The following is a 19,603-nucleotide window of genomic DNA, read 5'->3' on the forward strand; positions in this document are numbered from 1 at the left end:
GCACGGCCCCCGACCAGGGCCCGGCAGGACGCCCGGAACCGGGGGACGGGCGCTGCGCACACAGTCGAGTTGGGCCGGCAATGCGGCCGGCCGGAGGGAAAGCGATGGGACGGACACTCGCGGAGAAGGTCTGGGACGACCACGTCGTCCGGCGCGCCGAAGGCGAGCCCGACCTCCTCTTCATCGACCTGCACCTGCTGCACGAGGTGACCAGCCCGCAGGCGTTCGACGGTCTGCGCAAGGCCGGCCGACAGGTGCGGCGCACCGACCTCACCATCGCCACCGAGGACCACAACACCCCCACCCTCGACATCGACAAGCCCATCGCCGACCCCGTCTCGCGCACCCAGCTGGAGACGCTGCGCAAGAACTGCGCGGAGTTCGGCGTCCGGCTGCACCCGCTGGGCGACGTCGAGCAGGGAGTCGTCCACGTGGTGGGACCCCAGTTGGGACTGACCCAGCCGGGCACCACCGTGGTCTGCGGTGACAGCCACACCTCCACCCACGGCGCCTTCGGCGCGCTGGCCTTCGGCATCGGCACCAGCCAGGTCGAGCACGTGCTGGCCACCCAGACGCTGCCGATGGCGCCCTTCCGGACCATGGCCGTGACCGTCGAGGGCGAGCTGCCCGACGGCGTCACCGCCAAGGACCTGATCCTCGCCGTCATCGCCCGGATCGGCACCGGCGGCGGCCAGGGCTACGTCATCGAGTACCGCGGCCCGGCCATCGAGAAGCTCTCGATGGAGGCCCGGATGACCATCTGCAACATGTCCATCGAGGCGGGTGCCCGGGCCGGCATGATCGCCCCCGACGCGACCACCTTCGCCTACCTCCAGGGCCGCGACCACGCGCCCCAGGGCGACGACTGGGACGCCGCCGTCGCGTACTGGAAGACGCTGCGCACCGACGACGACGCGGTCTTCGACCACGAGGTCGTCGTCGACGCCTCCGAGCTGGCCCCGTTCGTCACCTGGGGCACCAACCCGGGCCAGGGTGCGCCGCTTTCGTCGGCCGTCCCCGACCCCGCTTCGTACGAAGACGCATCGGAGCGCTTCGCCGCCGAAAAGGCCCTGGAATACATGGGGTTGACGGCCGGTCAGCCGCTGCGCGACATCCGTGTGGACACCGTCTTCGTAGGTTCGTGCACCAACGGGCGGATCGAGGATCTGCGCTCGGCCGCCGAGGTCGTACGGGGCCGCCGGATCGCCGACGGCGTACGCATGCTCGTCGTGCCGGGCTCCGTGCGGGTCGCCCTCCAGGCGGTCGAAGAGGGGCTCGACAAGGTGTTCACCGGCGCCGGTGCCGAGTGGCGGCACGCCGGCTGCTCGATGTGCCTGGGCATGAACCCGGACCAGCTGGCCCCCGGCGAGCGCTCCGCCTCCACCTCCAACCGCAATTTCGAGGGACGGCAGGGCAAGGGCGGCCGCACCCACCTGGTCTCGCCCCAGGTCGCCGCCGCAACGGCGGTTCTCGGCCACCTGGCATCACCGGCCGACCTGTCCGACGCCGACGTTCGCACGCCCGCGGGAGTCTGAACCACCATGGAAGCTTTCACCACGCACACCGGCCGGGCCGTCCCGCTGCGCCGCAGCAACGTCGACACCGACCAGATCATCCCGGCCCACTGGCTCAAGAAGGTCACCCGCGACGGCTTCGAGGACGGACTCTTCGAGGCCTGGCGCAAGGATCCGCGGTTCGTCCTGAACCAGGAGGCCTACCGGGGAGCGACCGTTCTGGTGGCCGGACCGGACTTCGGCACCGGCTCCTCGCGCGAGCACGCGGTGTGGGCCCTGCAGAACTACGGCTTCAAAGCCGTCATCTCCTCGCGTTTCGCCGACATCTTCCGGGGCAACTCGCTGAAGAACGGACTGCTGACCGTGGTGCTCCCGCAGGAGACCGTCGAGGCGCTGCAGCAGCTCGCCGAGGCGGACCCCGCGGCCGAGGTCACCGTCGACCTCGTCGGCCGGCAGGTCCGGGCACCGGGCATCACCGCCGGGTTCGAGCTGGACGAGAACGCGCGTTGGCGGCTGCTGGAGGGTCTGGACGACATCAGCCTCACTCTTCGGGAGGAGGAGGCCATCGCCACGTACGAGGCGAACAGGCCGTCGTTCAAACCGCGTACGGTAGTAGTCTGACCTCGGGTTTTTTGGCTCAAAGCCTTATTGCGTACGATGCGCCCCTTGCTAGTTGGCAGGGGGCGCATCGGCGTGTGAAGGCTGCTGTTGAGGCCCCGTGAAGCGACAACTCGCCGCAGATGGCACAATTAGCGCATGGAACGCGACGACCAACTCGAGCTCTACGGTCTCGTCGCCGACCGACTCAAGGACGCACACACACGAGTGCGGACACTGCAAGTCCCGGAGGGCGTACGCATGGCGCTGACCCGGAAGCTGCTCGTCATCACGGCGGCGGCGAAACACGATCTGGCGGACGCGGCAAGGCGTCTGGAGCGGTTCACGAACGACCTCGACGAGGGTCGTTTTCCCGAAGACGTGCACGCCGACGGAACTCCGTGAAGGTCGAGTTCGTTGCGGCACAAGGGTGATTAGCCCGTTTCGTGTTTGATTTGCGGTATATATCTGCCTAACGTGCGAAAAGGCTTGAACACTTTCGTTCCAGCAATGTCTCCGAAGGGGAAGACGTGAACAAGGCGCAGCTCGTAGAAGCCATTGCCGACAAGCTCGGCGGCCGTCAGAACGCCGCGGACGCGGTGGACGCGGTACTGGACGCAATCGTCCGTGCAGTTGTCTCCGGCGACCGCGTATCGGTCACCGGATTCGGTTCGTTCGAGAAGGTGGACCGTCCGGCCCGCTACGCCCGCAACCCGCAGACGGGTGAGCGGGTCCGGGTCAAGAAGACCTCGGTGCCCCGTTTCCGCGCCGGTCAGGGCTTCAAGGACCTGGTCAGCGGCTCGAAGAAGCTCCCGAAGAACGACGTGGCGGTCAAGAAGGCACCCAAGGGCAGCCTTTCGGGCGGATCCACCCGTACGACGGCCAAGGCCGCCGCCAAGAAGGCCACCGCCAAGAAGTCGTCGGCCGCGAAGAAGACCACGGCCACCGCCAAGAAGGCGACCCCGGCGAAGAAGACCACCACGGCCAAGAAGACCACGGCCGCGGCGAAGAAGGCCACGCCGGCGAAGAAGACCACCGCCACGGCGAAGAAGTCGGCGGCCAAGAAGACCACGGCCACCGCCAAGAAGGCGACCCCGGCGAAGAAGACCGCCACCACCGCCAAGAAGGCGACGGCCAAGAAGACCGCGCCCGCGACCAAGGCGACGGCCAAGAAGGCCCCGGCCAAGAAGACCACGGCCCGCAAGACCACCGCCAAGAAGACCACCGCCCGCAAGCGGTAATCAGCAGCGGCGACGCCACGCGTCGGGCCGGACTCCCCCCGGGGAGCCCGGCCCGCGGTGCGTCGCGCGCCGTCCGCCCGGTGTCCGGCGCGGCCCGGCCCCGGCCCCGTCTAGGCTGGTCGCCATGCAGGCCACCGCGTACACCTACGACGCCCAGACCCGTTCCGGCAGCGTGCTGCTCGACGACGGCACGCCGCTGCCCTTCGACGCGGCGGCCTTCGACGCGGGCGGCCTGCGGCTGCTGCGGCCCGGCCAGCGGGTCCGTATCGACGTCGAGGGCGAGGCCGGCAGCGGCCAGGAGACGGACGGGCGCCGCATCGTGCTCGTCACTCTTCAGACATTCTGACGGCTCTGCGGCACTTTCCTGGCGTTCCGGCGGCTTTTCGCCGCTCTCCAGAGGGTCCGGCGCCTTTCGTCACCCTCCGGGCGCCGTGACGCCTTCCGCCGCCGCGCGGTCCCGTATCCGCGGCACACAGCGGGCGGTGTGCTGCCCCACACCCAGTGCCAGCGCGGCCCGCAGATCCTCCCCGGTGTCCACGTCCCGGCGTACGGATTCGGTGTCCGCCAGCACGATCTCGTGCGCCCCCGATTCGCGGTGACGCGCCCGGGACGGCCCCCCGAAAGCGGGTGCCAATTCCACTCCCGGAGCCGCGCACAGCAGCGTCGTCCCGATTTCCGCCGCATCCGCGAGAAATGCCCGGGGAAATGCGGCGGCCGTCGACAGCACCCGCCCCAGTTCCGCGGGCCGCAACGCCGGGAGATCCGCGTTGAGCGCCGCCACGGCCGCGGCGGCGCGCCGCTGCCGTACCAGCCCCGCTCCGTACGCCAGCGCCGCGTTGAGACCACGGGCCGGCAGGTCCGCGACGATGCGCGCTCCGAGGGCCGCCAACCGCTCCCCGGCCACCGGGTCGTCCGTGACAACCGCCACATCCAGGACGTCTTCGCAGGCCAGCGCGGCCGTCACGGTGTCCAGCGCGAACGCCAGTGCCAACTGGGGCCGGAGCTGTTCCCCCGCCGCCCGGGACAGCCTGCTCTTCGCCCGTACCAGGGGTTTCAGCGGTACGACCAGGCTCCAGCCCACGTCCGATCCGTCTCTTCGCATCGCCCTCATTCTCACCTGCCGTCACCGCCATCCGTGAGCGGCGGGGTTACGGTGTTCTCGACATAGCGGGTACCTGGGGCGACACTTGTGCGGCTGCCGGGTCGCAGCAGCTCAGCAGATCCCACAAGGAGGGTGTCCCAGTGTCCCGCCGCAGAATCGGCTTCTGGTACCGCTTGGCCGCGGTCATCTGCAAACCGCCGCTCCTGGTTCTGTTCAAGCGGGACTGGCAGGGAATGGAGCACATTCCCGCCGACGGCGGATTTATCACCGCGGTCAACCACAACTCGTATCTGGACCCGCTCTCGTACGCGCACTACCAGTACAACACCGGACGGGTCCCGCGATTCCTCGCCAAGTCCGGGCTCTTCAAGGGCGGCTTCGTCGGCCTGATGATGCGCGGTACCGGCCAGATCCCGGTCTACCGGGAATCCGCCGACGCCGCGGTGGCCTTCCGCGCCGCCGTGGCCGCCATCAACAAGGGCGAATGCGTCGCCTTCTACCCGGAGGGCACCCTCACCCGGGACCCCGACATGTGGCCCATGCAGGGCAAGACCGGGGCCGCCCGCGTGGCGTTGCTCACCAAGGCACCGGTCATCCCGGTGGCGCAGTGGGGCGCCAACGAGGTGATGCCGCCGTACGCCAAGGAGAAGAAGCTGCGCCTGTTCCCGCGCAAGACCCTGCGGGTCAAGGCGGGGCCGCCGGTCGACCTGAGCGAGTTCTACGGCAAGGAGCCGACCGCCGAGGTGTTGCGCGAGGTGACCGACAAGGTCATGGCCGCCGTCACCCAGATCCTCGCCGAGGTACGCGACGAGCCGGTGCCCGCCGAGCCGTACGACCACAAGAAGGCCGTCGCCGCCCGGCGCGCCCGGAACCGGCAGACCGCCGACGCGGCCGGGGAGCGGGTGCGGAAACTGGACGAGCAGGGCGTGAAACTGGACGACCAGGCACCGAAGACACAGGAGGATGAAGGCAAGTGACGCGCTGCGCCGTCTACGGCACGGGGTCCTGGGGTACCGCATTCGCGATGGTGCTCGGTGACGCGGGCTGCGAGGTGACGATGTGGGGCCGCAGAGCGGGCCTGGTCGACGCCATCAACACCGGCCGGACCAACCCCGACTACCTGCCGGACGCTCAGCTGCCGGAGTCGGTACGGGCCACCACCGACCCCGCCGAAGCCGCACACGGCGCCGATTTCACCGTCCTGGCCGTCCCCTCGCAGACGCTGCGCGACAACCTCGCCACCTGGGCGCCGCTGCTGCCCGCCGACACCGTCCTGGTCTCCCTGATGAAGGGCGTCGAACTGGGCACCGCCAAGCGGATGAGCGAGGTCATCGAAGAGGTCGCCAAGGCCTCCGCCGAGCGTGTCGCGGTGCTCACCGGCCCCAACCTGGCCAAGGAGATCGCCGCCCGGCAGCCCGCCGCCGCGGTCGTCGCCTGCGCGGACGAAACCGTGGCCCGGCGCCTCCAGACCGCCTGCCACACCCCGTACTTCCGCCCGTACACCAACACCGACGTGGTCGGCGCGGAGCTGGGCGGCGCGGTCAAGAACGTCATCGCGCTGGCGGTCGGCATGGCCGGCGGCATGGGCCTGGGCGACAACGCCAAGGCCTCCCTGATCACCCGCGGCCTCGCCGAAACCACCCGGCTGGGCCTGGCGATGGGCGCCGACGAGCACACCTTCGCCGGCCTCGCCGGAATGGGTGACCTGGTCGCCACCTGCTCCTCGCCGCTCTCCCGCAACAACACCTTCGGCGCCAACCTCGGCCGCGGCATGACGCTGGAGGAGACCATCGCGGTCACCAAGCAGACCGCGGAGGGCGTCAAGTCCTGCGAGTCGGTACTGGATCTCGCCCGCCGGCACGGCGTCGACATGCCGATCACCGAGACGGTCGTGGACATCGTCCACGAGGGCAAGCCCCCGCTGGTGGCCCTCAAGGAGCTGATGTCGCGCAGCGCCAAGCCCGAGCGGCACTGACGGCACCGGGGCGCGCCCGGGAGGCGTACGGGCAGCCGCCCCCGGGGCCGGTCGCGCCCCCGGGCCCCGCCCGGCCCCGGGCCCGCGCCCGCTCCCGGGGCCGCGGCACCGACTCCTCCTGGGGCAGCAGGTACGCTCAACGCGATATGAGCAGTGAGACTCCTTCCCAGAAGCCCCGCGTCGCCGTCGTGTTCGGCGGGCGCAGCTCCGAGCACGCCATCTCCGTGGTCACCGCGGGCGCTGTGCTGGCCGCCATCGACCGTGAGAAGTACGACGTGCTGCCCATCGGCATCACGGCCGACGGCCGGTGGGCGCTGACCGCCGACGCCCCGGAGCGGATGGCCATCACGGACCGGAAGCTGCCGAGCGTGGCGGAGCTGAGCGAGTCCGCCGACGGCGCCGTCGTCCTGCCGGTGGACCCGACCAGCCGCGAGGTCGTCTACAGCGAGCCGGGCTCGGCGCCCAAGGCGCTCGGCGAGGTCGACGTCGTCTTCCCGGTGCTGCACGGCCCGTACGGTGAGGACGGCACCCTCCAGGGCCTCCTGGAGCTGTCCGGCGTGCCCTATGTGGGCTCCGGGGTGCTCGCCTCGGCCGTCGGCCAGGACAAGGACTACATGAAGCGGGTGTTCGCCTCCTTCGGGCTGCCGGTCGGTCCGTACGAGGTCATCCGCCCCCGCGAGTGGGAGCAGGACCCCGCAGCTGCCCGCAAGAGGATCGTGGATTTCGCCGGCGAGCACGGCTGGCCGCTGTTCGTGAAGCCCGCCAGGGCCGGCTCCTCCATGGGCATCTCCAAGGTGGACGACCTTCACGGACTGGACGCGGCCGTCGAGGAGGCACGCCGCCACGACCCCAAGATCATTGTGGAGTCGCTGCTGAGCGGCCGGGAGATCGAGTGCGGCGTCCTGGAGTTCGAGGACGGTCCGCGTGCCAGCGTCCCGGCCGAGATCCCGCCGGTCACCGCGCACGACTTCTACGACTTCGAGGCCAAGTACATCGACTCGGCCACCGGCCTGGTGCCCGCGCCGCTCACCGCGGAGCAGACCGCACGCGTCCAGGAGCTGGCTGTGGCGGCCTTCGAGGCGGCTTCCTGCGAGGGTCTGGTGCGTGCCGACTTCTTCCTGCAGGAGAACGGCGAGTTCGTGATCAACGAGATCAACACGATGCCCGGCTTCACGCCCATCTCGATGTACCCGCGGATGTGGCAGGAGAGCGGCGTGAGCTACCCGGAGCTGATCGACCGGCTCATCCAGGCGGCGCTGCGGCGCTCCACCGGACTGCGCTGAGGCGGCCGGCCGGCGTTCTCAGATCCCGGCCGGCACCGTCTTCCTGACGGCGTTCGCGAGGTCGGTGAGCACATCGACCTCCGGGGCGTACTTCCCCGGCACGCTCACCTCGACGTACGTCTTGCGCAGCACGGTCGTGAAGCGGTACCCGTCGTCCTGCTTCTCGAAGAGCCACTCGACACCGTTGACTTCCGCCGCGTCCGCACCGGGGTTGTAATGTTCACTCCCAGGCGTCAGCACGGCGGGCTTGCGTACCCCGCAGCGCAACCGGACGGCGGGATCGCCCCAGACGGCGGTGAAGTCCGAGACCGGGTCGGCGGTGCCCCGCTCCAGCCCGTCCACGGTCCGCGGCAACTCCTCGTGGAGCGACCGGCACTGCCGCGCGGAGTCGCCCTCGGGCGAGGGAGCGGAGACGGGGACCGAGGACGAGCAGCCCACCGCGGCGAACGCCACGGTGAGCAGGGCCGGAGCCAGCAGCCGGCGCGACGAGGAGATCACCCGGCCGAGCATACGGGGAGCTAGAGATGGACCACCGGGCAGGTCAGGGTGCGGGTGATGCCGTCCACCTGCTGGACCTTGGCGACCACCATGCGGCCGAGCTCGTCGACCGTGTCGGCCTGGGCCCGCACGATCACGTCGTACGGGCCGGTGACGTCCTCGGCCTGGATCACGCCGGGGATCTTGGCGATCACTTCCGCCACGGCCGACGCCTTGCCCACCTCGGTCTGGATCAGGATGTACGCCTGTACCACGGGACCTCCAGGGCGGCTTCGAGGATCATGTGGGAAGAAGGGACGCCACGGTACCGCGTCGGTGCGCGCGCCGGGGAGACCCGCGCGGGGAACGCGACGCGCGGCGCGGGGGCCGGCCACTCCGGGGGAGCGGGGGCCGGGCGCGCGGTGGCGCAGTACGGATCGGCAGCGCAGTACGGATCGTCCGTACGCATCGGAAGGGCAGCAGCATGAAGGGCACCGTGGGCGAGCTGGGAGAGTTCGGGCTGATCAGGGAGCTGACCTCCCGGCTCACCGCCACCCCGGCCGTACGGATCGGTCCGGGCGACGACGCCGCGGTGGTCACCGCGCCGGACCGCAGGGTCGTGGCCAGCACCGACGTACTCCTCGAAGGGCGGCACTTCCGCCGCGACTGGTCCACCGCCTACGACGTGGGCCGCAAGGCCGCCGCGCAGAACCTGGCCGACATCGCCGCCATGGGCGCGGTGCCCACCGCCATCCTGCTGGGCTTGGTCGTGCCCGCCGAACTGCCCGCGACCTGGGCCACCGAGCTGATGGACGGGCTGCGCGACGAGTGCCACGTGGCGGGCGCCGCCGTGGTCGGCGGCGACGTCGTACGCGGCGACACCATCACCGTCGCGATCACCGCACTGGGTGACCTGCGCAACCAGGAACCGGTCACCCGATCCGGTGCCCAGCCCGGCGACGTCGTCGCCGTCACCGGCTGGCTGGGCTGGTCGGCGGCCGGCCACGCGGTCCTCTCCCGCGGCTTCCGCTCCCCGCGTGCCTTCGTGGAGGCGCACCGCCGCCCCGAACCCCCGTACCACGCGGGCCCGGCGGCGGCCGGTCTCGGCGCCACCGCCATGACGGACGTCAGCGACGGCCTGGTCGCCGACCTCGGCCACATCGCCGAGGCCAGCAAGGTCCGGATCGACCTGCGCTCGGGCCAGATCGACATCCCCTCGCAGATGTCCGACATCGGTACGGCGGTCGGCGTGGACCCGATGCAGTGGGTGCTCAACGGGGGCGAGGACCACGCCATCGTGGCGACGTTCCCGCCGGACGTGAAGCTGCCCGCCCGCTGGAAGGTGATCGGCGAGGTGCTGAACCCGTCGGCGCTGCCGCAGGTCACGGTGGACGGGGCGCCGTGGGCGCACGCGGGCTGGGACCACTTCGGCGAGGACCCGGACGGCGATCCGGCCGGCGCCTGAGGGACCGCGGGCGGGGCCCGGGAGGGGCCCCGGTAGATTCGCCGGTATGCGCACACCTCCACGCGTCCTGACCGTCGCCGGGTCCGATTCCGGCGGCGGCGCGGGCATCCAGGCCGACCTGAAGACGATGCTGGCGCTCGGCACGCACGGCATGAGCGTGCTGACCGCCGTCACCGCGCAGAACTCGCTGGGCGTCCAGGGCGCGTGGGAGCTGCCCGCCGAGGCCGTACGGGCCCAGTTCCGCAGCGTCGTGGACGACATCGGCGTCCAGGCCGTCAAGACCGGGATGCTCTCCTCACCGGAACTGGTCGAGACCGTCGCCGGCCTGCTCGCCGGCGTGTCCGCGCCGGTCGTGATCGACCCGGTGGGCGTCTCCAAGCACGGCGACGCGCTGCTCGCCGCCTCCGCGCTGGACGCGGTCCGTACGAAGCTGCTGCCCACGGCCACCCTCGCCACCCCCAACCTCGACGAGGTCGCCCAGCTCACGGGCGTACGGGTACGGGAGGAGGCCGACATGCACCGTGCTGCCGCCGCGGTCCTCGGCCTCGGGCCGCGATGGGCACTGATCAAGGGCGGCCACCTGGCGGGCGACGCCGTCGACCTGCTCACCGACGGCACCGAGGAACACTGGCTCCGCGCGCCTCGGCACGACAACCGGCACACCCACGGCACCGGCTGCACCCTCGCCAGCGCCGTCGCCGCCCGGCTCGCGCTGGGGGACACCGTCCCGGAGGCCGTGGCGGCGGCCAAGGAGTACGTCACCGGCGCCATCGCGGGTGGATTCCGGCTGGGGGCGGGGATCGGGCCGGTGGATCACGGGTGGCGGATGCGGGGGTAGGGCGAGGAGGCCCGGTGCCTGTCGCCCGGGGCGTCGCGCGCCGCGTACGGCAAAAAGCCGGTCCACCGAAGTGGACCGGCTTTCAGGCAACCGGCGGGGCGGCGCTACGACTAGGACGTCAGCGCGAGACCTTGCCGGCCTTGATGCACGAGGTGCAGACGTTGAGCCGCTTCGGCGTGCGCCCGATGACCGCGCGCACCGTCTGGATGTTGGGGTTCCAACGACGGTTGGTACGGCGGTGCGAGTGGGAAACGCTCTTGCCGAAGCCCGGCCCCTTGCCGCAGACGTCGCAGTTGGCAGCCACGGGTCACTCCAAAGACTTCAGATGCACTTACGGTGAATCCCGACGAGCGGAGTGCATTGAACCGACCCGATTCGTCAGGAGAGGAATGGCCCGATTCGCATCGGGCAACCGGAGCAGCATACAACGACCGCTCCCGTAGAACGAAACTACCATGAGCGCCCCGGCCCCCGCCCCGGCCGCCGGGCCCCCGCGCGACTACTGTGCGGTGGATCGCAGACCGAGCCGAGCCCGCGACGGGCCGCTGGCCGAGGAGGACGAACGGTGCCGCACCCGCTCGACGCCGATGCGGTACGTACCTGGTGCGCCCTCGCGCTGACGGCCCTGGGCCGCGATCGCGAGCGGATCGACGCGATCAACGTCTACCCGGTGGCCGACGGGGACACCGGCACCAACCTCTACCTGACCGTGGAGTCCGCGGCCCGCGCGGTCGAGGCCGCCTTCGACGGCCACGGCGCCTCGGGCACCGCACCGGGCCTGGCTGACGCCGTCGGCGCCATGGCGCACGGGGCCCTGATCGGCGCACGCGGCAATTCCGGGACGATCCTCGCGCAGCTGCTGCGCGGCATGGCGGAGGTCCTGGGGGGCGACGGGAGCGGGGACGGAGCCGGGGCCGGGGACGCGTACGAGGCTGAGCCCGGCGGCCCGGCGACGGACGGCGCCCCTGGCTCGGCGGCGGCGCTGAAGCGGGCACTGCGGCGGGCGGCCGAGTCGACGTACGAGGCGGTGGCACACCCCGTGGAGGGCACGGTGCTCACGGTCGCCACCGTGGCCGCACAGGCGGCGGAGCGGGCGGACGGGACCCCGGCGGCAGTCGCACGGGCCGCGTACGAAGGCGCACGAGCCGCCCTGGAGGCGACACCGGGGCAGCTGGCGGTACTGGGCCGGGCGGGCGTCGTGGACGCGGGAGGCTGCGGCCTGGTCGCCCTGCTGGGGGCGCTGGCCGGGGCCCTCTCCGGGGAGGTGCCGACGACGGCGATCACTGTACGGCCGGACGCCCCCGCCCCGGCGGCAGGCGGCTGCCCGGCGGCGGACGGGCAGGCCCCCGAAGGGCAGCACCCGGGCGACGCGGACCCGGACGGACCGGCCTTCGAAGTGATCTACCTCCTGGAGGCCGACGACGCCGCCGTGGCCCGGCTGCGCACCCGGCTGGACGGCCTCGGCGACTCCCTGGTCGTCGTCGGCGGGGACGGGCTGTGGAACGTTCACGTCCACGTGGACGACGCGGGCGCCGCCGTCGAGGCGGGCATCGAGGCGGGCCGCCCGTACCGCATCCGCATCACCCACTTCGGGGCGGCCGAAGGCGGCCGGGCCCCCCTCCGCCGCGAGCCGGAGCCGGCGGCGCGCGCCGTGGTGGCCGTGGTGCCCGGCGACGGGCTCGCCGGACTGTGTACGGAGGCCGGCGCGACCGCGGTGACCGTACGCCCCGGAGAGCCGCCCGCCAGCGGCGAGCTGGTGCAGGCCATCCGGCAGGCGAACGCCCGCGAGGTGATGCTGCTGCCCAACGACCCCGATCTGCGGCACACCGCGGCGGCCGCGGCCGAGCAGGCCCGCACCGAAGGCGTACGGGTCGCCCTCATCCCCACCCGCGCCGCCGTCCAGGGCATCGCCGCGCTGGCCGTGCACGAGCCCGCCCGCAGCTTCGACGAGGACGTGGTGGCCATGACCTCGGCCGCGGGCGCCACCCGCTACGCGGAGCTGGCCGTCGCCGAACGGCAGTCCTGGACGATGGCCGGCGTCTGCCAGGCCGGGGACGTCCTCGGCCTGATCGACGGCGACGTGGTGGTGATCGGCTCCGGCCTGGCCGCGACCGCGGTGACCGTACTGGACCGGATGCTCTCCGCCGGCGGGGAAATGGTGACGCTCGTCCTGGGCGCGGATTTCCCCGATTCCGTCGCGGAGCGCCTGGAAAAGCACGTACGGGAGCACCATCTGGCCGTGGACACCGTCGTCTACGAAGGCGGGCAGCGCGGCGCCCCCCTGCTCATCGGCGTCGAATAGCGATGCCGGGGCGGCGCGGAAAGCCGTACCGCACCGGCGGAATTCCGGGGCCTGCCGCCGGTTGTCAGTGGCGTGGTGTGCAATGGTCTGCGTGTCCGCGCTCGACGAACCCCTGAAGAAGATCCTCGGTGGCACCACCGCCAAGGTGATGGCCGAGCATCTCGGTCTGCACACGGTCGGCGACCTGCTCCACCACTATCCGCGCAAATACGCGGAGCGCGGTGAGCTGACCCGGCTCTCCGACCTGCCGCTGGACGAACACGTCACGGTCGTCGCGCGGGTCGCGGACGCCCGCGTACTGAAGTTCAACAACGGCCGCGGCCAGCGCCTGGAAGTGACCCTCACCGACGGCAGCGGCCGGCTCCAGCTCGTCTTCTTCGGCAAGGGAATCCACAAACCGCACAAGGACCTGCTGCCCGGCCGCCGCGCGATGTTCGCGGGCAAGGTCTCGGTCTTCAACCGCAAGCTCCAGCTGGCCCACCCCGAATACGCCCTGCTGGACGGCGAGGACGGCGAGGAGGCCGTGGACGCCTTCGCGGGCCGCCTCATGCCGATCTACCCGGCCTGCCAGCAGATGGCCTCCTGGAAGATCGCCAAGGCCGTCGACGCGGTGCTGCCCAGCGCCCGTGAGGCGCTCGACCCGCTGCCGGAGGCGCTGCGTGAGGGCCGCGCCCTGCTGCCCCTCCCGGACGCCCTGGAGAAGGTCCACCGCCCGCGCACGAAGGCCGACATCGAGGACGCCCGCTCCCGCCTGAAGTGGGACGAGGCGTTCGTCCTCCAGGTCGCCCTGGCCCGCCGCCGCATGGCGGAAACCCAACTCCCCGCCACCCCGCGCCCGTTGACCCCCGGCGGCCTGCTCGACGCCTTCGACGCGAAACTCCCCTTCACCCTCACCGAAGGCCAGCAGAAGGTCAGCCGCGAAATCTTCGACGACCTGGCCACCGACCACCCGATGCACCGGCTCCTTCAGGGGGAAGTGGGCAGCGGGAAGACCATGGTCGCCCTGCGCGCCATGCTCGCCGTCGTGGACACCGGCGGTCAGGCGGCGATGCTCGCGCCGACCGAAGTGCTGGCTCAACAGCACCACCGGTCCATCACCGAAATGATGGGGGAGCTGGCCGATCAATGGGGCCTGCGCGAAGCGCAGTCCACCAAGGGCGGTGGTGGGCGACGGGAGGGCGGAATGCTCGGCGGTGCCGAGCACGGCACGAAGGTGGTGCTGCTGACGGGGTCGATGGGTGCCGCGGCCCGCCGCCAGGCCCTGCTGGACCTCGTCACGGGCGAGGCCGGCATCGTCATCGGCACCCACGCGCTGATCGAGGACAAGGTCCGGTTCCACGACCTGGGCCTGGTCGTCGTCGACGAACAGCACCGCTTCGGCGTGGAGCAGCGCGACGCCCTGCGCGGCAAGGGCAAGCAGCCGCCGCACCTCCTCGTCATGACGGCGACCCCCATTCCCCGTACGGTCGCGATGACCGTCTTCGGCGACCTGGAGACCTCCGTACTGGACCAACTCCCCGCCGGGCGCTCGCCGATCGCCAGCCATGTCGTGCCCGCCAAGGACAAGCCGCACTTCCTCGCGCGGGCCTGGGAGCGGGTGCGCGAGGAGGTCGAGTCCGGCCACCAGGCGTACGTGGTCTGCCCCCGCATCGGCGACGAGGAGGACGCGCCGAAAGGCAAGGGAGCGAAGAAGAAGGACGGGGAGGAGGCCGCCGAGGGTGCCGCGGGTGAGGACAAGCGGCCGCCGCTGGCCGTTCTGGAGGTCGCCGACCAGCTCGCCAAGGGCCCGCTCGCCGGACTGCGCGTCGAGGCGCTGCACGGCCGGATGCATCCGGACGACAAGGACGCGGTGATGCGCCGGTTCGCGGCCGGCGCGGTGGACGCGCTGGTGGCGACCACCGTCATCGAGGTCGGGGTGAACGTGCCCAACGCCACCGCCATGGTGATCATGGACGCGGACCGGTTCGGCGTCTCCCAGCTGCACCAGCTGCGCGGCCGCGTCGGCCGCGGCTCCGCCCCGGGCCTGTGCCTGCTGGTCAGCGAGATGCCCGAAGCCAGCCCCGCGCGGGCCCGGCTCGCCGCGGTGGCCGGCACCCTCGACGGCTTCGAGCTGTCCCGTATCGACCTGGAGCAGCGCCGCGAGGGCGACGTCCTCGGCCAGGCCCAGTCCGGCGCCCGTACGTCCCTGCGGATGCTCGCCGTCATCGAGGACGAGCAGGTCATCGAGGCCGCCCGGGAGGAGGCCACCTCGGTGGTCGCCGCCGACCCGGAGCTGACCGGCTATCCGGAGCTGCGGATCGCCCTCCAGGCGCTGCTGGACGCGGAGCGCGAGCAGTACCTCGACAAGGGTTGACGAGGGCGACGAGGGCGACGAGGGCTGACAAGGACTGGTAAGGGCTGACGAGGGCCGGACGGGAGGCGGGGCCGGGCCGCGCGGCCCCGTGCCGCCCGACGCCATATCGTGGGGAGTGGTCCGCGCAGGCGGGCCGCCCCATCCGCAGCGCGAAGGACCGAGACCCATGACCCGCGTGATCGCCGGCACGGCCGGCGGCCGGCGCCTGGCCGTGCCCCCCGGCAACGGCACCCGCCCGACCTCCGACCGGGCGCGCGAGGGCCTGTTCTCCACCTGGGAGTCGCTGGACGGCCCGCTGGCCGGCGCCCGGGTGCTCGACCTGTACGGCGGCTCCGGCGCCGTGGGCCTGGAGGCGCTGTCCCGCGGCGCCGCGCACGTCCTGCTGGTCGAGGCGGACGCCCGCGCCGTCCGCACCATCCGCGACAACGTCCGCACCCTCGGCCTGCCGGGCGCCGAGGTGCGCGCCGGCAAGGCCGAGCAGGTGGTCGCGGGCCCGGCCCCGGACGAGCCGTACGACGTGCTCTTCCTCGACCCGCCGTACGCCGTCACCGATGGCGATCTTGGGGAGATCCTGCTCACACTCCGCGGACGGGGCTGGTGTGCCGAGGGGGCACTCGTCACCGTGGAGCGGAGCACCAGAGGCGGTCCGTTCCCCTGGCCTGCCGGGTTCGAGGCCGTCCGGTCCCGGCGCTACGGCGAGGGAACGCTTTGGTACGGTCGCGCCGCTTCGACGTGCGACAACGCGTCATGACCGGACCGGAGAGCGAGGAACCTCAGTTGCGCCGCGCAGTCTGTCCGGGGTCGTTCGACCCCATCACCAACGGGCACCTGGACATCATTGCCCGGGCCTCCCGGCTCTACGACGTCGTCCACGTCACCGTGATGATCAACCAGGCCAAGAAGGGCCTGTTCTCGGTCGACGAGCGGATCGACCTGATCCGCCAGGCCACCGCCGAGTACGGCAACGTCCAGGTCGAGTCCTTCCACGGCCTGCTCGTCGACTTCTGCAAGCAACGCGACATCCCCGCCATCGTCAAGGGGCTGCGGGCGGTCAGCGACTTCGACTACGAGCTGCAGATGGCCCAGATGAACAACGGTCTCTCCGGCATCGAGACCCTCTTCATCCCCACCAGCCCCACCTACAGCTTCCTCTCGTCCAGCCTGGTCAAGGAGGTCGCGGCCTGGGGCGGCGACGTCTCCCACCTCGTCCCGCCCTTCGTCCTGGAAGAGCTGACGAAACGACTCGGCACCAAGTGACCTGCTGACCACCCGTCAGCAGGTGTCGGTGCCGGGCTCTGTGGACGTACAGTCGTCCCCGTTCCGTCGTACCGACCCGGAAAGTGGCGAGTCCAAGGTGGACGTGCAGAAGAAGCTCGACGAGATCGTCCGGACCGTCGGCAGCGCCCGGTCCATGCCCATGTCGGCCTCGTGCGTGGTCAACCGCGCCGAGCTGCTCGCCATGCTGGAGGAGGTGCGCGCCGCCCTGCCCGGGTCGCTCGCGCAGGCCCAGGAGGTGCTCGGCGACCGGGCGCAGATGGTCGAGGAGGCCCGTGCCGAGGCAGAGCGGATCATCAAGTCCGCCAACGCCCACCGCGGCTCGCTGATCTCCGACACCGAGGTCGCCCGGCAGTCCCAGGCCGAGGCCGACCGGATCCTGGCCGAGGCCCGCCGCGAGGCCGAGGAGATCCGCGCCGAGGCCGACGACTACGTCGACAGCAAACTGGCCAACTTCGAGGTCGTCCTCACCAAGACCATCGGCTCGGTCGACCGCGGCCGCGAGAAGCTGCTCGGCCGCGCGCCGGGCGAGGACGGCCACGCGGACGAGGACGGCGTCCAGGCCCCCGAGCGCAGCGCCGACCCGCAGACGCTCAAGGAGCGCGCCGACCGGTACGTGGACGCCAAGTTCGGCGCCTTCGAGGCCGTGCTGACCAAGACGCTGGAGGCCGTCGGCCGCGGGCGGCAGAAACTCCAGGGGGTCCGCCCGACGGACGAGCTGGGCGGCCTCGCCGAGCAGCCGGACGGCCGCCACCCGGTGCACACCGGCGACGCCGAGTACCTCGCGGGCCTCGCCGAGCTGGCCGACCCCGTACCGCCGCAGCCGCAGACCCCGCCGCAGCCCACCGTGCCGCCCCAGGCGCAGCCCGAGGTCCACCAGGACTACTACACCGCCCCGGCCTACCAGCAGCAGGACGCCTACGGCTACCCGCAGGCCCCGTACCCGCAGCAGGACCCGTACGGCTACGGCTGGCAGGACCCGCAGGCGCAGCAGCACCCGCACCAGCAGCCCTACGACCCGAACGCGGCCTACCTCCCACCGCAGCAGGCCCAGCTCCCCGGACAGGACCCCGCCGGGCGGGCGGCGCAGCCCGCCGCGCTGGACGAGACCAGCCTCTTCGACACGAGCATGATCGACCTGGAGCGGCTGCGGCAGTACGAGGAGGGGCGCCAGTAGCGGATTGGGCCTATCGGGACCGTTCCAGTATCCTGGCTCTTCGGTCGCGTGTACGTCCGCGATCTCTGCTGCCCGGTCGCCTGTCGGTGACGGGGCGGCTCGTACGTCAGCGTAGAAAGCAGGAAGCCATCAACGCCCGCCTCGACCACCGTTCCCCGCTCGTGTTCGACACGCGCGATCTGGGACGTCGTCCCGGCGCGCTGCAGCGGCTCTCCCGCACCGTCGAGGCCCCCCGGGACCTCGGCAACGAGGTCATCGGCGTGCCCGAGGGCGCGCCGGTGGAACTCGACTTCCGCCTGGAGTCCGTCATGGACGGGGTGCTTGTCACCGGTACCGCCCGTGCATCGCTCCAGGGGGAGTGCGTAAGGTGTCTGGAGCCGCTGAAGCGTGAGCTCGCAGCGGACTTCCAGGAGATGTTCGCCTACCCCGACGCCGACGCCAGGAACCGCACCGCGGAGCCCGGCGACGACGCCGAGGAAGAGGAGGACACTCTCTTCCTCGAGGACGACCTGTTCGACCTCGAACCCGTGCTGCGGGATGCGGTGGTGCTCGCACTGCCGATGCAGCCGGTGTGCCAGGACGACTGCCCGGGCCTGTGCTCCCAGTGCGGAGAGCGGCTCGCGGACGACCCGGACCACCACCACGACGCCGTCGACATCCGTTGGGCGGCACTGCAGGGACTCGCCACCGACCTGGACGGCGAGAAGGACGAAAACATGAGCGGCGACGGGCCTGAATCAGCGCGCGCCGCCGAGAAGCAGGAGAAGTAGCCGTGGCTGTTCCGAAGCGGAAGATGTCGCGCAGCAACACGCGCCACCGCCGGTCGCAGTGGAAGGCTGCGGTCCCCACCCTGGTGGCGTGCGAGCGCTGCCACGAGCCGAAGCAGCAGCACATCGCGTGCCCGAGCTGCGGCACCTACAACAAGCGACAGGTCCTCGAGGTCTGATCGGCTGGTGACAGGCTCTATGTCAGACGCCCCTACGTCACCCCGCAAGCGCGGGGCCGACACGGCAACGGCGGACACGGCCTCGTCCCACACGCTTCTGGAAGGGCGGCTCGGGTACCACCTCGAGTCCGCCCTTCTGGTGCGTGCGCTGACGCACCGCTCGTACGCGTACGAGAACGGCGGCCTGCCCACCAACGAGCGGCTGGAGTTCCTCGGGGACTCGGTGCTCGGCCTGGTGGTCACGGACACGCTGTACCGCACCCACCCCGACCTGCCCGAAGGCCAGCTGGCCAAGCTGCGGGCCGCGGTGGTCAACTCGCGCGCGCTCGCCGAGGTGGGCCGCGGCCTCGACCTCGGCGCCTTCATCCGCCTCGGCCGGGGCGAAGAAGGCACCGGCGGCCGGAACAAGGCCTCCATCCTGGCCGACACCCTGGAAGCGGTGATCGGCGCGGTCTATCTCGACCAGGGCCTCGACGCGGCGGGCGAGCTGGTGCACCGGCTCTTCGACCCGCTCATCGAGAAGTCCGCCGGCCTGGGCGCCGGCCTGGACTGGAAGACCAGCCTCCAGGAACTGACCGCGACCGAAGGTCTCGGCGTCCCGGAGTACCTGGTCAGCGAGACCGGTCCGGACCACGAGAAGACCTTCACTGCTGCTGCCCGCGTCGGTGGTGTCTCGTACGGCACCGGCACCGGCCGCAGCAAGAAGGAAGCCGAGCAGCAGGCGGCGGAGTCCGCCTGGCGGGCGATCCGCGCGGCGGCGGACGAAGCGGCCGAGCGGGCCGCGGACGCGCCGCCGGCCGGGGAGCCCGTGGTTCCCCCGGCCTCGCCGGCCGGGGAGCCCGTGGTTCCCCCGGCCGGGGAGCCGCCCGTCTCCGGCTGAGCTGCCGAGCTCGTCACTCCCGGCCGTCCGCCCCGCACAGGGGAGGGCGGCCGGGCAGTGCTTTGCGGGGGAGTGCCGCGTGCGAGGCCCGCTGTGCCGTCCCGTACCGCGTGCGGCCTGCTCCATCCCGTACCGCGCGTCCCGTCCGCACCATCCGTACCGCGTCCCCCGCCCCCCC

22 protein-coding genes are annotated in these 19,603 nt (G+C 71.8%); 18 read left to right on the forward strand and 4 right to left on the reverse strand.

Annotated features, from left to right (window positions below; all coding sequences use genetic code 11):
• Window positions 1-104 precede the first annotated feature (104 nt).
• The 5 genes from leuC to ACZ4Z1_RS33385 all read left to right on the forward strand — a co-directional run bounded on the left by leuC (window position 105) and on the right by ACZ4Z1_RS33385 (window position 3,698).
• Window positions 105-1,535, forward strand: coding sequence for a 3-isopropylmalate dehydratase large subunit (leuC, locus tag ACZ4Z1_RS33365; RefSeq protein ID WP_468490402.1), 1,431 nt, complete (start codon window positions 105-107; stop codon window positions 1,533-1,535).
• Between the two features lie 6 nt (window positions 1,536-1,541).
• Window positions 1,542-2,135 carry a 3-isopropylmalate dehydratase small subunit gene (gene leuD / locus ACZ4Z1_RS33370; RefSeq protein ID WP_468490403.1) on the forward strand — a complete coding sequence of 198 codons (594 nt, stop codon included), beginning with the start codon at window positions 1,542-1,544 and terminating at the stop codon, window positions 2,133-2,135.
• 135 nt (window positions 2,136-2,270) lie between these two features.
• Window positions 2,271-2,516: an SCO5555 family protein gene (locus ACZ4Z1_RS33375; protein ID WP_468490404.1), complete on the forward strand. Its 246-nt coding sequence runs from the start codon at window positions 2,271-2,273 to the stop codon at window positions 2,514-2,516.
• A gap of 125 nt (window positions 2,517-2,641) precedes the next feature.
• A complete protein-coding gene (locus ACZ4Z1_RS33380; protein ID WP_468490405.1) occupies window positions 2,642-3,352 on the forward strand; it encodes an HU family DNA-binding protein in 711 nt (236 codons plus the stop codon).
• A 124-nt stretch (window positions 3,353-3,476) separates the two neighbouring features.
• Window positions 3,477-3,698, forward strand: coding sequence for a hypothetical protein (locus tag ACZ4Z1_RS33385; protein WP_468490406.1), 222 nt, complete (start codon window positions 3,477-3,479; stop codon window positions 3,696-3,698).
• Window positions 3,699-3,767: 69 nt separating this feature from the next.
• Here ACZ4Z1_RS33385 and cofC read toward each other — a convergent pair whose 3' ends face one another.
• The gene (cofC, locus tag ACZ4Z1_RS33390) at window positions 3,768-4,454 is read right to left on the reverse strand and encodes a 2-phospho-L-lactate guanylyltransferase (protein ID WP_468490407.1); all 687 of its coding nucleotides are present in this window, start codon (window positions 4,452-4,454) and stop codon (window positions 3,768-3,770) included.
• 140 nt (window positions 4,455-4,594) lie between these two features.
• Here cofC and ACZ4Z1_RS33395 point away from each other — a divergent pair, with 140 nt between their 5' ends.
• The 3 genes from ACZ4Z1_RS33395 to ACZ4Z1_RS33405 all read left to right on the forward strand — a co-directional run bounded on the left by ACZ4Z1_RS33395 (window position 4,595) and on the right by ACZ4Z1_RS33405 (window position 7,712).
• Window positions 4,595-5,431 carry a lysophospholipid acyltransferase family protein gene (locus ACZ4Z1_RS33395; protein WP_468490408.1) on the forward strand — a complete coding sequence of 279 codons (837 nt, stop codon included), beginning with the start codon at window positions 4,595-4,597 and terminating at the stop codon, window positions 5,429-5,431.
• On the forward strand, window positions 5,428-6,429 hold the full coding sequence (locus ACZ4Z1_RS33400) for an NAD(P)H-dependent glycerol-3-phosphate dehydrogenase (protein ID WP_468490409.1): 1,002 nt from the start codon (window positions 5,428-5,430) through the stop codon (window positions 6,427-6,429). Before ACZ4Z1_RS33395 ends, ACZ4Z1_RS33400 begins: the two co-directional genes overlap by 4 nt.
• A 146-nt stretch (window positions 6,430-6,575) precedes the next feature.
• On the forward strand, window positions 6,576-7,712 hold the full coding sequence (locus ACZ4Z1_RS33405) for a D-alanine--D-alanine ligase family protein (protein ID WP_468490410.1): 1,137 nt from the start codon (window positions 6,576-6,578) through the stop codon (window positions 7,710-7,712).
• A gap of 18 nt (window positions 7,713-7,730) precedes the next feature.
• On the opposite strand, the gene ACZ4Z1_RS33410 is transcribed toward ACZ4Z1_RS33405, so the two are convergent.
• Both ACZ4Z1_RS33410 and ACZ4Z1_RS33415 read right to left on the reverse strand, forming a co-directional pair.
• Window positions 7,731-8,222 carry a DUF3515 domain-containing protein gene (locus ACZ4Z1_RS33410; RefSeq protein WP_468490411.1) on the reverse strand — a complete coding sequence of 164 codons (492 nt, stop codon included), beginning with the start codon at window positions 8,220-8,222 and terminating at the stop codon, window positions 7,731-7,733.
• A gap of 8 nt (window positions 8,223-8,230) precedes the next feature.
• Window positions 8,231-8,464: an Lrp/AsnC family transcriptional regulator gene (locus tag ACZ4Z1_RS33415; RefSeq protein ID WP_030018372.1), complete on the reverse strand. Its 234-nt coding sequence runs from the start codon at window positions 8,462-8,464 to the stop codon at window positions 8,231-8,233.
• 209 nt (window positions 8,465-8,673) lie between these two features.
• On the opposite strand from ACZ4Z1_RS33415, the gene ACZ4Z1_RS33420 reads away from it, so the two are divergent.
• Complete coding sequence (locus ACZ4Z1_RS33420; RefSeq protein WP_468490412.1) at window positions 8,674-9,654, forward strand: thiamine-phosphate kinase; 981 nt, start codon at window positions 8,674-8,676, stop codon at window positions 9,652-9,654.
• 46 nt (window positions 9,655-9,700) lie between these two features.
• Window positions 9,701-10,492: a bifunctional hydroxymethylpyrimidine kinase/phosphomethylpyrimidine kinase gene (gene thiD / locus ACZ4Z1_RS33425; protein ID WP_468490413.1), complete on the forward strand. Its 792-nt coding sequence runs from the start codon at window positions 9,701-9,703 to the stop codon at window positions 10,490-10,492.
• A 118-nt stretch (window positions 10,493-10,610) separates the two neighbouring features.
• Here thiD and rpmB read toward each other — a convergent pair whose 3' ends face one another.
• Window positions 10,611-10,796: a 50S ribosomal protein L28 gene (gene rpmB / locus ACZ4Z1_RS33430; RefSeq protein ID WP_003984695.1), complete on the reverse strand. Its 186-nt coding sequence runs from the start codon at window positions 10,794-10,796 to the stop codon at window positions 10,611-10,613.
• Between the two features lie 261 nt (window positions 10,797-11,057).
• Between rpmB and ACZ4Z1_RS33435 the strand changes: the two genes are divergently transcribed.
• The 8 genes from ACZ4Z1_RS33435 to rnc all read left to right on the forward strand — a co-directional run bounded on the left by ACZ4Z1_RS33435 (window position 11,058) and on the right by rnc (window position 19,425).
• Window positions 11,058-12,794, forward strand: coding sequence for a DAK2 domain-containing protein (locus ACZ4Z1_RS33435; RefSeq protein ID WP_468490414.1), 1,737 nt, complete (start codon window positions 11,058-11,060; stop codon window positions 12,792-12,794).
• An 82-nt stretch (window positions 12,795-12,876) separates the two neighbouring features.
• Window positions 12,877-15,147 (forward strand): ATP-dependent DNA helicase RecG, encoded by a 2,271-nt coding sequence (gene recG / locus ACZ4Z1_RS33440; RefSeq protein ID WP_468490415.1) that lies wholly within the window; start codon window positions 12,877-12,879, stop codon window positions 15,145-15,147.
• A gap of 166 nt (window positions 15,148-15,313) precedes the next feature.
• Window positions 15,314-15,898, forward strand: a complete 585-nt coding sequence (rsmD, locus tag ACZ4Z1_RS33445; protein WP_468490416.1) for a 16S rRNA (guanine(966)-N(2))-methyltransferase RsmD — start codon at window positions 15,314-15,316, stop codon at window positions 15,896-15,898.
• 26 nt (window positions 15,899-15,924) lie between these two features.
• Window positions 15,925-16,404: a pantetheine-phosphate adenylyltransferase gene (gene coaD, locus ACZ4Z1_RS33450; RefSeq protein ID WP_468490417.1), complete on the forward strand. Its 480-nt coding sequence runs from the start codon at window positions 15,925-15,927 to the stop codon at window positions 16,402-16,404.
• Between the two features lie 97 nt (window positions 16,405-16,501).
• Complete coding sequence (locus tag ACZ4Z1_RS33455; RefSeq protein WP_468490492.1) at window positions 16,502-17,599, forward strand: cell division initiation protein; 1,098 nt, start codon at window positions 16,502-16,504, stop codon at window positions 17,597-17,599.
• A gap of 86 nt (window positions 17,600-17,685) precedes the next feature.
• A complete protein-coding gene (locus tag ACZ4Z1_RS33460; protein ID WP_468490418.1) occupies window positions 17,686-18,369 on the forward strand; it encodes a YceD family protein in 684 nt (227 codons plus the stop codon).
• Window positions 18,370-18,371: 2 nt separating this feature from the next.
• Window positions 18,372-18,545 (forward strand): 50S ribosomal protein L32, encoded by a 174-nt coding sequence (rpmF, locus tag ACZ4Z1_RS33465; protein ID WP_003951102.1) that lies wholly within the window; start codon window positions 18,372-18,374, stop codon window positions 18,543-18,545.
• A gap of 19 nt (window positions 18,546-18,564) precedes the next feature.
• Entirely contained in the window at window positions 18,565-19,425 is an 861-nt protein-coding gene (rnc, locus tag ACZ4Z1_RS33470) for a ribonuclease III (RefSeq protein WP_468490419.1), read from the forward strand.
• Window positions 19,426-19,603: the final 178 nt, after the last annotated feature.

This window comes from Streptomyces sp. NPDC030165 (assembly GCF_055573595.1).

Bases quoted from the DNA above. Each gene is read 5' to 3' on its own strand.
- leuC (WP_468490402.1), top strand. From the start codon at position 105: ATGGGACGGACACTCGCGGAGAAGGTCTGGGACGACCACGTCGTCCGG.
- leuD (WP_468490403.1), top strand. From the start codon at position 1,542: ATGGAAGCTTTCACCACGCACACCGGCCGGGCCGTCCCGCTGCGCCGC.
- ACZ4Z1_RS33375 (WP_468490404.1), top strand. From the start codon at position 2,271: ATGGAACGCGACGACCAACTCGAGCTCTACGGTCTCGTCGCCGACCGA.
- ACZ4Z1_RS33385 (WP_468490406.1), top strand. From the start codon at position 3,477: ATGCAGGCCACCGCGTACACCTACGACGCCCAGACCCGTTCCGGCAGC.
- cofC (WP_468490407.1), bottom strand. From the start codon at position 4,454: ATGCGAAGAGACGGATCGGACGTGGGCTGGAGCCTGGTCGTACCGCTG.
- ACZ4Z1_RS33405 (WP_468490410.1), top strand. From the start codon at position 6,576: ATGAGCAGTGAGACTCCTTCCCAGAAGCCCCGCGTCGCCGTCGTGTTC.
- ACZ4Z1_RS33410 (WP_468490411.1), bottom strand. From the start codon at position 8,222: ATGCTCGGCCGGGTGATCTCCTCGTCGCGCCGGCTGCTGGCTCCGGCC.
- ACZ4Z1_RS33420 (WP_468490412.1), top strand. From the start codon at position 8,674: ATGAAGGGCACCGTGGGCGAGCTGGGAGAGTTCGGGCTGATCAGGGAG.
- thiD (WP_468490413.1), top strand. From the start codon at position 9,701: ATGCGCACACCTCCACGCGTCCTGACCGTCGCCGGGTCCGATTCCGGC.
- recG (WP_468490415.1), top strand. From the start codon at position 12,877: ATGGTCTGCGTGTCCGCGCTCGACGAACCCCTGAAGAAGATCCTCGGT.
- rsmD (WP_468490416.1), top strand. From the start codon at position 15,314: ATGACCCGCGTGATCGCCGGCACGGCCGGCGGCCGGCGCCTGGCCGTG.
- rnc (WP_468490419.1), top strand. From the start codon at position 18,565: ATGTCAGACGCCCCTACGTCACCCCGCAAGCGCGGGGCCGACACGGCA.